General features: G+C 69.1%; 10 protein-coding genes and 1 pseudogene. 4 read left to right on the top strand and 7 right to left on the bottom strand.

From position 1 onward, the window contains the following. From DPV74_RS34630 to DPV74_RS34615, 4 genes are all read left to right on the top strand, one after another. The coding region (locus DPV74_RS34630) for an HlyD family efflux transporter periplasmic adaptor subunit (RefSeq protein ID WP_374709009.1) at positions 1 to 1267 on the top strand (1267 nt) is incomplete at its 5' end. Next, positions 1264 to 2802, top strand: a complete 1539-nt coding sequence (locus DPV74_RS34625) for a DHA2 family efflux MFS transporter permease subunit (RefSeq protein WP_059700335.1) — start codon at positions 1264 to 1266, stop codon at positions 2800 to 2802. The genes DPV74_RS34630 and DPV74_RS34625, both read left to right, overlap by 4 nt. 83 nt (positions 2803 to 2885) lie before the next feature. After that, positions 2886 to 3293 (top strand): hypothetical protein, encoded by a 408-nt coding sequence (locus DPV74_RS34620; protein WP_063805237.1) that lies wholly within the window; start codon positions 2886 to 2888, stop codon positions 3291 to 3293. 86 nt (positions 3294 to 3379) lie between these two features. Next, on the top strand, positions 3380 to 4114 hold the full coding sequence (locus tag DPV74_RS34615; RefSeq protein ID WP_080982137.1) for an autoinducer binding domain-containing protein: 735 nt from the start codon (positions 3380 to 3382) through the stop codon (positions 4112 to 4114). Here DPV74_RS34615 and DPV74_RS34610 read toward each other — a convergent pair. The 7 genes and pseudogenes from DPV74_RS34610 to DPV74_RS34580 form a co-directional block, all read right to left on the bottom strand. Then, the gene (locus tag DPV74_RS34610) at positions 4037 to 4819 is read right to left on the bottom strand and encodes a glutamine amidotransferase (protein WP_063805238.1); all 783 of its coding nucleotides are present in this window, start codon (positions 4817 to 4819) and stop codon (positions 4037 to 4039) included. The genes DPV74_RS34615 and DPV74_RS34610 overlap by 78 nt on opposite strands. A gap of 63 nt (positions 4820 to 4882) precedes the next feature. Further along, entirely contained in the window at positions 4883 to 5527 is a 645-nt protein-coding gene (locus tag DPV74_RS34605) for a glutathione S-transferase family protein (RefSeq protein ID WP_021160969.1), read from the bottom strand. Next, positions 5521 to 6717 (bottom strand): cystathionine beta-lyase, encoded by a 1197-nt coding sequence (gene metC, locus DPV74_RS34600; protein WP_205571964.1) that lies wholly within the window; start codon positions 6715 to 6717, stop codon positions 5521 to 5523. The genes DPV74_RS34605 and metC overlap by 7 nt, the downstream gene beginning before the upstream one ends. A gap of 47 nt (positions 6718 to 6764) precedes the next feature. Next, on the bottom strand, positions 6765 to 7418 hold the full coding sequence (locus DPV74_RS34595) for a pyridoxal 5'-phosphate synthase (protein ID WP_119338827.1): 654 nt from the start codon (positions 7416 to 7418) through the stop codon (positions 6765 to 6767). Between the two features lie 7 nt (positions 7419 to 7425). Then, complete coding sequence (locus DPV74_RS34590) at positions 7426 to 8328, bottom strand: CoA ester lyase (protein ID WP_059488474.1); 903 nt, start codon at positions 8326 to 8328, stop codon at positions 7426 to 7428. Positions 8329 to 8375: 47 nt separating this feature from the next. Beyond that, positions 8376 to 9515 (bottom strand): acyl-CoA dehydrogenase family protein, encoded by a 1140-nt coding sequence (locus tag DPV74_RS34585; protein ID WP_027787349.1) that lies wholly within the window; start codon positions 9513 to 9515, stop codon positions 8376 to 8378. A gap of 371 nt (positions 9516 to 9886) precedes the next feature. After that, positions 9887 to 10093, bottom strand: a pseudogene (locus DPV74_RS34580) (helix-turn-helix domain-containing protein); the annotation flags it as partial. Positions 10094 to 10326: the final 233 nt, after the last annotated feature.

The following is a 10326-nucleotide window of genomic DNA, read 5'->3' as shown; positions in this document are numbered from 1 at the left end:
GCCTGGCGGGCCGGACACCCGCACGCCACCGGCACCCGGCGGTGCCGCACCCGCGACGCCGCCGGCACCGCCGGCACGGCGCAAGCATCTGGTGCGCGCGCTCGTCGCCGTGTTCGCGCTCGGCATCCTCGGCTGGGGCATCTGGTACGTGATCGTCGGACGCTGGTACGAATCCACCGACAACGCATACGCGCAAGGCAACGTCGTCGAGCTGACGCCGCAGGTGACGGGCACCGTCGTGTCGATCGACGCGGACGACGGCAACCTCGTCCGCGCCGGCACGCCGCTCGTACGCCTCGACCCGAGCGACGCGCAGATCGCGCTCGCGACCGCGCAGGCCGATCTCGCGGCAACGGTGCGCAAGGTGCGCGGCCTGTACAGCAACGAACGCGGGCTGGCGAACAGCATCGACGGCGCGCGCGCCGAACTCGACTCGCGACGCACCGCGCTCGACAAGGCGAAGGCCGACTACAGCCGCCGCGAGGATCTCGGCCGCTCCGGCGCGATTTCACGCGAGGAACTCGCGCATGCACGCGACACGCTGACCTCCGCGCAAAGCGCGTACGCGGCCGCGCAAAGCGCGCTCGCCACGTTGAGCGAGCAGCACCAGACGAGCAAGGCGCTGATCGACGACACCGCGGTCGCATCGCACCCCGACGTGCAGGCCGCGGCCGAACGGCTGCGCGCCGCGTACCTCGCGCATGCACGCACCGACGTCGTCACGCCCGTCACCGGTTATGTCGCGAAGCGCACGGTGCAGGTCGGGCAGCGCGTGTCGCCCGGCGTGCCGCTGCTGGCGGTGGTGCCGCTGCGCGAGCTGTGGGTCGATGCGAACTTCACCGAGAAGCAGCTCGAACACATGCGCATCGGGCAGCCGGTCGAACTGACCGCCGACCTGTACGGCGACGCGGTGCGTTATACCGGCCGCGTGCAAAGCCTCGGCGTCGGCACCGGCAGCGCGTTTTCGCTGCTGCCGGCGCAGAACGCGACCGGCAACTGGATCAAGATCGTGCAGCGGCTGCCGGTGCGCATCGAGCTGACGGAACCGGCCCAGCTCGACGCGCATCCGCTGCGCATCGGCCTGTCGATGCACGCACGCGTCGACCAGCACGACCGCAGCGGCGCGATGCTGTCGCGACGCGAGCAGCGCGCGCCGGTCTTCCGCACCGACGTGTACCGCGACGAGCTGGCCCGCGCCGACGGCCTGATCGCCGACGTCATCCATGCGAACCTGCCGTCGGCAGCGCGCGCGGAGACGGTGCGATGAGCGGCCCGATGGCGGCCGCCGACAGCGGTTTTCGACCGTCGAGCGTCGGGCTCACGACCTTCGGCCTCGCGCTCGCGGTGTTCATGCAGGTGCTGGACGGCACCGTCGCCAACGTGTCGCTGCCGACGATCGCCGGCAACTTCGGCGTGAGCACGACGCAGAGCGCGTGGGTCGTCACGACGTTCTCGGTCAGCAATGCGATCGCGCTGCCGCTGACCGGGTTTCTCGTCAAGCGCGTCGGGCAGGTGCGGCTGTTCGTGTGGGCGACGCTCGCGTTCACGTTCGCGTCGCTCCTGTGCGGCCTCGCGCAAAACCTGCCGCAGCTCGTTGCGTTCCGCGCGCTGCAGGGCCTGGTGGCCGGGCCGATGATCCCGACCACGCAGGCGCTGATGCTGTCGATCTACCCACCGCAGCGGCGCGGTTTCGCGCTGTCGATGATCGCGATGGTCACGGTCGTCGCGCCGATCGCGGGGCCCGTGTTCGGCGGCTGGGTCACCGAGCATTACTCGTGGCGCTGGGCGTTCCTGATCAACCTGCCGATCGGCGTGTTCGCCGCGATGTGCGTGTTCGCGCAGATGCGCGCTCGCGTCGAGACGACCGTTGCCGCGCGCGTCGACTATGTGGGCCTCGCCGCGCTGATCGTGGGCGTCGGCGCGCTGCAGATCGTGCTCGACAAGGGCAACGAAGCCGACTGGTTCAACTCGACGTTCATCGTCGTGATGTCGGTGGTCGCCGCGTTCGGCATCGCGCTGTTCCTGATCTGGGAGCTCAACGAGCCGAACCCGATCGTGAACCTGCGGCTCTTCGCGCATCGCAACTTCGCGGCCGGCACGCTGACGCTCGTGCTCGCGTATTCGGCGTTCTTCGCGGTCAACGTGATCGTGCCGCAGTGGCTGCAGCGCACGCTCGGCTACACCGCGTTCTGGGCCGGGCTCGCCGTCGCGCCGATGGGCGTGATCCCCGTGCTGATGACGCCGTTCATGGGCAAGTACGCGCCGCGCTTCAACATGCGCGTGCTCGTGTGCTGCGCGTTCGCGATCCTCGGCACGTCGTCGTTCCTGCGCGCGGGTTTCGTGCCCGACATCGACTTCACGCACATCGCGCTGATCCAGCTGCTGCAGGGCCTCGGCCTCGCACTGTTCATCATGCCGATCAACAGCATCCTGCTGTCCGACCTGAAGCCGGACGAGATCGCCGCCGGCTCCGGCCTGTCGACGTTCCTGCGCACGCTCGGCGCGAGCTTCGCGGTGTCGATCACGTCGTTCCTGTGGGACCGGCGCGCGATCCTGCACCACGCGCAGCTCAGCGAGCACGTGAGCGCGTTCGACCCCGCCGTGCGCGCCGAAGTCGCGCGGCTCGGCGGCGGCGATCCGCAGCGCGCGGCGACGCTGCTGGGCAACCTGGTCGATGCGCAGGCATACCAGATCTCGTTCAACGACGTTTCGTTCGCGCTCGGCTGCGTGTATCTCGCCGTGATCGCGGTGGTCTGGCTCGCCCGTCCGCCGTTCGGCCCCGGCGCCGCCGCGAAACGATGAAGCGGGCGCTGCGCGGCCCGTTCCGACCCATGCTGTTCAATTCGATGGAGGTTGACCCGATGCCCACTCACCACGCTGGTGCCATGCCCCCCGACCTGGCGACGCTCGCCGTGTTCGACGTCGCGGAATTTCCGTTCGTCGTCGTGCGCAACGACGCGATCGCATCCGCCGGCTACGCGCAGCGCTGGCTCGACGACATGCACGCGCTGATGCGGCACGGCGAGCCGTTTGTCATGATCTTTCCGCCGGCCCGCCCGGATGAAGCGCACGACGACCGCAAGGAACGCGGCATGTGGCTCAAGCAGAACCGCGCCTCGCTCGCCGCGGTCTGCCGTGCGCTCATCACGATCGAACCGGACCCGGCCGAGCGTGAAGCGGCCATCGCGAACGCATCCGGCATCGAAAAGGCGTTCGGCATTCCGTTCGACGTGACGGCGTCGCTCGACGACGCAAGGCAGGCAGGCCGGCGACGTCTGGCCGAGGCGGTCTAGCGCGGCCCGTTCACGCGCAACGTCTCGAACCGGTTGCGCAAGTCCGCCTGGCTGCAGATTCCAACTAAACGAACGGGGTGGCTTGTATGAATGGACTGGATTGTCTGAAGTGGTTGGTACCCGGCGACACGGACGCGTCATGGCAGAGAATGACCGACGCGGCCGCCGGAATGGGGTTCGACAAGGTCGTGCTGATCGTGTTGCCGTTTACCGGCGCGTCGTTCGATCTCGCGCGCAAATGGAGCAGCGGCGTGCCCGGCTGGACCGCGCTGTACCGGCAGCGTCAGTTCGACCGCGTCGACCCGATGCTGCGGCATTGCTTCCGTTCGGCACTGCCGCTCGTCTGGGACGACGCACTGTTCGCGCTGCCGGAGCAGCGCCCGTGTTACGAAGCGGCGGCCGCGTACGGCATGCGCAGCGGCGTCGTGCTGCCGGTGCGCGGCGCGAAGGGGGAGGTCGGCATGCTGTTGTGTGCGAGCACCGACGAGCTCGCCGCCACGCGCGAGCACTGCGACCGCCATCTCGCGGCGCTGACACTGCTGCGCGACGTCGCGTGCGAAGCGATCGCCGGCACGCGCTGCCATGCACCGCCCGACAGCGTGCCGCGGCTGAGCCGGCGGGAAGTCGAATGCCTGCGCTGGCACGCGGCCGGCAAGACGTCGTGGGAAATCGGCCACATCCTGAACGTGACCGAGTCGTGCATCAATTTCCACTTCATGAACATCCGCCGCAAGTTCAACGTGTCACGTCGGCACGAAGCCGTGCTGCGAGCGGTCGAGTGGGGGCTGATCAGCATCTCCGACGTGACCGTGCCGACCTGATGCGGGCGCATCGTCGAGCCAGCGGTCGAGAAACGCGCTGAGCCACGCGGCCGTCGCGCGGTCGTGCCGCCGGCCTTCGCGTGCCTGCGTCGCGAGATCCTGCGCACCGGGCGCCGACAGCTTGTGCGCGGCGGCCGTACTCCAGCGCCGCATCATCGGATAGCTCACTTCCGGATGAAACTGCACGCCGTATGCGCGCGGTCCGTAGCGCACGGCCTGGTTCTCGAAGTGCTCGCCGGTCGCGAGGATCTCGAGCCCGGCGACGCGTTCGAAGCCCTCGCGATGCCACTGGTAGACGTGCGACGGCCACGACCCGAGGCGCCGGCCGGCGGGCGTCGCGGCGATCGGCCAATAGCCGATTTCCGCGCGCCCGTCGCGATGCGCGATCACGCGGCCGCCCAGGTGGCGGATCATCATCTGCGCCCCCAGACAGACACCGAGAAAGGGTACCGCCTCGCGCAGCGGCACACCGATCCAGTCGATTTCATCCTGAATCCAGCGATCGCCGTCGTTGGCGCTCATCGGGCCGCCGAACACCACGGCGCCCGCATGGTCGGCCAGCGTCGCCGGCAGCGGATCGCCGAGCGGCGGACGACGAATGTCGAGCGGATGGCCGCGGGCGGCAAGCAGCCGGCCGATCCGGCCGGGGCTCGACTGTTCGCGGTGCAGGACGATCAGGATCGGACGAAGGGCGGAGTGCGTCATGTCGTGTCGAGAGGGTCGTGAGTTCGTGAGACCGCGAGGCTATGTGAGTCGTCACGCGCAGAGTCAGCCCGGCTGGCCGCGCAACGCGTCGAACGACACCATGACCTGTTCGCGATAGGCGGGGCGTCGGCTCAGGCGGGCGTACCAGGCCTCGACGTGCGGCAACGGCGGCCGCTCGACGTCGAGCGAGAAATAGCGGAACAGCGTCGCGCCGGCCGGTATGTCGGCCAGGCCCGGCGTCGCACCGCCCAGGAAGGGCTGGGTCGACAGCAGCCGGTCGAGCAGCTGGAAATGCGTCGCGCTGCGCGCGGCCTTGTCGCGCACGAGCGCATCGTCGCGCCGCTCCGGCGGCGTTCGCACGAGCGCCCAGAACAGCCCGGTCATCACGTCGGGTTCGAGCGCAGTCTGCGACCAGTCCATCCAGCGCTCCGCGCGCGAACGGGCGAACGCGTCGCGGCACCAGAACGGATTGTTCGGCACCCGCGCGGCGAGATAGCGCAGGATCGTGTGCGACTCCCACACGACGTCGCCATCCCAGTCGATCACCGGAATCCGGCAGGTCGGATTCAGCGCCGCGAACGCGGGCGTCTGCAGCGAACCGTGTTCACCGCCTGCCGCGATGTGCCGGTACGGCACGCCCAGCTCGCCGATGAGCCACAACACCTTCTGCACGTTGAACGACGTGCGGCGGCCCCAGACGGTCAGCATCGCGCGGCATCCTCGCAGGCGGCGGCCTGCCGCGCGCACGCCGCATAACGATCGAGACCGGCCGCGAGATCGGCGATCAGGTCGTCCGGGTCCTCGAGCCCGACATGCACGCGCACGCCGCGGCTGCCGGCCGGCCAGCGCGCGGCAAGGCCGTGCGCGTCCAGCTCGAACGGCAGCGCGAGACTCTCGTAGCCGCCCCACGAATAACCGAGCCCGAACAGCGCGAGGTGGTCGAGAAACGCTTCGACCGCGTGCGGCGGCGCCGGCTGCAGCACGACCGAGAACAGCCCCGATGCGCCGCGGAAATCGCGGCGCCACAGCGCATGTCCGTCGTCGCCGGGGAGGGCCGGATACAGCACGCGCTGCACTTCGGGGCGCGTCGCGAGCCAGCTCGCGACCGCCAGTGCGTTGCGCTGGTGCTGCCGCAGCCGCACGCCGAGCGTGCGCAACCCGCGCAGCGCGAGATAGACGTCGTCGGGGCCCGCGCACAGTCCGAGATCGCCATGCAGTTGCTTCAACGCGGGCCACGCGCGCTCGGTGGCCGACACGGTGCCGAGCATCGCATCGGAATGCCCGACCAGGTACTTGGTGCCGGCCTGGATCGACAGGTCGATGCCGAACGCATGCGGTTGAAAGAAGAACGGCGTGGCCCAGCTGTTGTCCGCGACGACCAGCGCGCCGTGTGCGTGCGCGAGCCGGACGAGCGCCGGGATATCGTGCATGTCGAACGTATAGGAACCCGGCACTTCGACATACAGCGCGCGCGTATTCGCACGGAATGCGGCAGCGACGGGCGTGCGGCCGTCATACCAGGTCGTCTCGACGCCGAGCCGTGCAAGCACGCCTTCGCACGCATGGCGTACCGGGCCGTAGACCGATGCGGTCATCAGCAGGTGATCGCCGGGCTTCAGGCACGACAGCAGCGCCAGCGTGCACGCTGACAAGCCCGACGGACACAGCACCGCACCGGCACCGCCTTCGAGGCTCGTCACCGCGCGCTCGAGCGCGTCGGTCGTCGGCGTGCCACGGCGGCCGTAGATATACGGCTGCGTGCGGTTCAGCAGATCGGACACCGTCGGGCTGAGCACAGTCGACGCATGGTAGACGGGCGGATTCACGAAGCCGTGCCAGGCCGCGCTGTCGCGGCCCGCGTGCATGAGGCGCGTGTCTTCGTGCATCCGGTCATTCATGCCGTCGTGCAGGGTGCCGCCCGGTCGCGACGGGAGTGCGGCGGATTTCAAGGCCATAGCGCACACCGTTCCCAGCACTGACCGTCACGACGGTACGCCTGCCGCGCAAAACGGCGTGCGCTGTCGGCACGCCAGAATTCGGCTTCGTCCGGTGCGAGCGTGTACAGGTGCCAGTCCTCCGACACGAGTGCGGGGTCGGCGGCCAGCCGCGCGAGCTGCGCGTCGATCGCGCGCGTCAGGTCGGCGGGATCGTCGAGCCGTTCGCTTTGCCGGCCGGCCAGGATGCTCGCGCGCGACCGATCCGGGCGGCCCGCGAAATCGGCGCGGCCTTCGGCGGCCGGCAGCCGCTCGACCGGGCCGCTCAGGCGGACCTGGCTCGCGATCACCGGCCAATAGAACGTCAGCGCGGCGAACGGCCGGTTTTCGATCTGGCGCCCCTTGGGGCTGCGCGTGCTCGCCGCGAAATGCCAGCCGCGCGCGTCGACGTTCAGCAGTACGACGGAGCGTGCGTCGGGCCGCCCGTCCGGGCGGACCGTCGACAGCGTCATCACCTGCGGTTCGACGGCGCCTGCGGCAACGGCCTCGTCGAGCCAGCGTTCGAATTGCGCTTGCGGCGTGTCGGGCCAGTTCTCGGCCGGAACGTGCGGCGCCGCATGCGCGAGGGTTTTCAGCGCCTTCAGGCGCGTGGCGATCGTATCCATGGCGGGCTCAGGCAATGCCGAATTGCGTCGCGCGGGCGATCAGCCGGTGCGCGGCGAGATAGTCGGGGACTTCCGCGAGGAAACCGTCGACGACGGCCGCGGCCACGCGGCGGCCGCCGGACGCGCGCCGGGCGGTGTCGAACGCGTCGATCACGCGGCGGGCGAGGGCGACTTCGTCGGCCGTCGGCGTCAGCACGCGATTGACGACCGGCACGAACTGCGCGTTGACAATCGCCTTGGCCTGGTATCCGAGGCCGCGCGACACGCGCATGTCGAGCTCCGCGCCTTCGTTGTCGGCATAGCTGTACGGGCAGTCGATCGCGGTAATGCCGACGGCCGCGCATTCGACGCGAAAGCGCGAACGCACATAGTCGAGCTCGCGGCCCGCGCGGGTGCGCTCGGCCCCCATGTCGGCCACCATGTCCTCGGTCGCGACGAGCACGGCCGACACGCGCGGGCTCGAACGCGCGATCGCCATCGTGTTTACGAGCCCGAGCGTCGACTCGATGTTCGGCACCAGTTCCGTCGAGCCGGGCGCGATATCGTATTCGCGCTCGAAGCGCGTGACGGCTTCGTCGAGCGCGACGACCTGCTCGGGCGTCGCGACGTACGACATCATCACGATGTCCGGCCGGCCGCGCATCGCCGCGCGCAGGTCGTCGATGCCGCCCGCGTCGAGCGGGTTCACGCGCACGGACGCGAGGATGCCGGCATCGCGCCAGCCCGCGAGCACGCGCTCGCTGAGTTCGCGCGCGGCCGGACGCCGGTCCGGCGGCGTAAAGGTCTCGAGTTCCTGGATCAATACGTCCGCGCCGCTCGCGGCGCCGTCGACGAGCGCATCGTGATCGGCGCCGGCGAGGAACAGCCAGGAGCGGCGCAGGCGGGAAGGGCGTCGGTGGGTCGTTGTCATGCTTGGATTCCTGTAGGGTGCGTCGTACGCATGTCGATGGCGGGCGTTCAGCCGGCGCGCATCATCTGGTTGAAGATGTTCTTGCGATGCATTTCCTCGGTTCCGCCGACGCTCATGAAACCCAGCGCGTCCGACGCGAATGCGGCCACCGGCCCGGCCTGGTAGCCGAGGCTGCCGTACAGCCGCACGAGGCCGAGCGCGCCGTCGACGAGATCCTGCGCACCGACCAGCTTCGCGATCGAGCAGGACATCAGCGCTTGCGGGTGATCCGTCAGCAACTGCGCGAGCGCGCCGCGCGCGAGCCACGTGCCGCGCTCGATGCCGATCTGCAGGTCGACCAGGCGACGCTGCACGTACTGGTGCGCGTCGATCGTGCTGTCGAAGCTGCGCCGGTCGCGGCAATAGGCGATTGCGTCGCGCAGGTACGGCGCCGTCACCTGCGCGGCGACGAGGCCGTAGTAGAGACGGCCGAGCGAAATGATGTCGATCAGGTTGCCGAGCCCGGCGCCCGGTTCGCCCAGCAGCTGGCCACGCGCGATCGGGCAGTCGTCGAAATGCAGCGCGCCGGTGGGCAGGTCGTCGAGGCCGAGCTTGCTGTCGGGCGCCGCGACGGTCATGCCGGGCTGGTCGCGGTCGACGATCACGAGCGCCGTATTACGCCGGCCGAGCGTTTCGACACGCGTGACGACGAGGATGAAGCGCGCGAGCGGCGCGTGCGCGATGTTGAATTTGCTGCCGGTCAGCCGGTAGCCGTCGCCGTGCTCGACCAGCTTCGTCGCAATGCTGCGCACATCGGTGCCGGTGCCCGGTTCGGCGATCGCCGTCGCGCTCAGTTCGCCGCGCAGGATCGCGCCGAAATAGCGGTCCTGCTGGGTTGCCGTGCCGTAGCGTTCGAGCGCGCGCACCATGCCGGCCTGCGCGATCACCGACAACAGCAGCGCCGGGCGGCGGATCGTCGATGCAAGCCCCTCCAGCGCCGCGGAAAAGTGCCACCAGCCGTGACCGTCGCCGCCGTAGGTCTCCGGCACGATCATGTCCCACAGTCCTTCCTGGCCGAGCCGGGTCCAGCCGGCTGCATCGAATCCGGCAGGCGCGCGAGCGTCGCGTTCCGCCGCGGCGATCTCCGTGCCGATGTCGCGAAAGCGCGCGAGCGTCGCATGCTGTTCCTGCGTCCAGTCAAATGGCATCTGTCGTGTCTCCGGTCGAAGCGGCGCGGCCTCGGACGGCGCGCCAGCGATGCCGACAAGAGTAAGGGGGCACGGACAGCGGAGGTACTGGCAGTAGTGGTAGTTGCCGGGCGGGGTGTCGCGGCAGGGGGAGGCGGGCGTGGATCTTCGCAGGGTGCGCTCGAGTGCACGCGTCGCGGTGTGCGCGCATCTCGGTCGGGGCGCGCTGGTTTTAGCCCGGCATCGCATTTCATCCCGCGTCGCGGGACGATATCGAATCGGAGCAGCTGTTCACGGAGCGACTCGTTCTGGCGGTCGGTCATCATCTTCTCGCGAAGAAGCGCCGGATCCATGGGAAACGCTCGACTCGATCCCGTTGGTATTGCTCACTTATTGCCGGGCTTCGCTCGGTGTCCCGATACCAATCCCACCGGGCCGTGCTCACGTAACCGGGCGACCAACCGGCGAACCTGCCGGATCGTCAATTCCAGCCGTTCCGCTGCACGCCATGGTTTGAGCTTGCCGTCGGCTACGTCCTGAATGACCTTGAATCGATCCGGCTCGCGCATCGTCATGGTGATCGTCCCAGTCGCGTTCATCGCCGGCGCTCCCAGGGGTGCAGGCGATCAACCTACAGGCCAAAACACGACATTTTTATTTAGCGGAAACGCGACATCTGAACTTGGGACCCACACACATGTCATACCCGGATTCAGATGTCCACCTTCCAGCTATTTAGAGATGTCCGGTTTTAAGGTCGGTTTTGCTGCGTCTCTTTCCTCGCTTTAACCGTTACGCAGTGTCGAAGGCCGGCGCCTGAACGGGCAGGGCG

This window comes from Burkholderia sp. HAN2018, assembly GCF_024704855.1.
Taxonomy (GTDB): domain Bacteria; phylum Pseudomonadota; class Gammaproteobacteria; order Burkholderiales; family Burkholderiaceae; genus Burkholderia; species Burkholderia cepacia.
Note: the sequence above shows the minus strand (reverse complement) of the source record. Positions and strands in the feature narration are given on the sequence as shown.

What these genes read in the sequence shown, in the direction of transcription:
- DPV74_RS34625 (WP_059700335.1), top strand. Translation starts at nt 1,264, where the DNA reads ATGAGCGGCCCGATGGCGGCCGCCGACAGCGGTTTTCGACCGTCGAGC.
- DPV74_RS34620 (WP_063805237.1), top strand. Translation starts at nt 2,886, where the DNA reads ATGCCCCCCGACCTGGCGACGCTCGCCGTGTTCGACGTCGCGGAATTT.
- DPV74_RS34615 (WP_080982137.1), top strand. Translation starts at nt 3,380, where the DNA reads ATGAATGGACTGGATTGTCTGAAGTGGTTGGTACCCGGCGACACGGAC.
- DPV74_RS34610 (WP_063805238.1), bottom strand. Translation starts at nt 4,819, where the DNA reads ATGACGCACTCCGCCCTTCGTCCGATCCTGATCGTCCTGCACCGCGAA.
- DPV74_RS34605 (WP_021160969.1), bottom strand. Translation starts at nt 5,527, where the DNA reads ATGCTGACCGTCTGGGGCCGCCGCACGTCGTTCAACGTGCAGAAGGTG.
- metC (WP_205571964.1), bottom strand. Translation starts at nt 6,717, where the DNA reads ATGAATGACCGGATGCACGAAGACACGCGCCTCATGCACGCGGGCCGC.
- DPV74_RS34595 (WP_119338827.1), bottom strand. Translation starts at nt 7,418, where the DNA reads ATGGATACGATCGCCACGCGCCTGAAGGCGCTGAAAACCCTCGCGCAT.
- DPV74_RS34590 (WP_059488474.1), bottom strand. Translation starts at nt 8,328, where the DNA reads ATGACAACGACCCACCGACGCCCTTCCCGCCTGCGCCGCTCCTGGCTG.
- DPV74_RS34585 (WP_027787349.1), bottom strand. Translation starts at nt 9,515, where the DNA reads ATGCCATTTGACTGGACGCAGGAACAGCATGCGACGCTCGCGCGCTTT.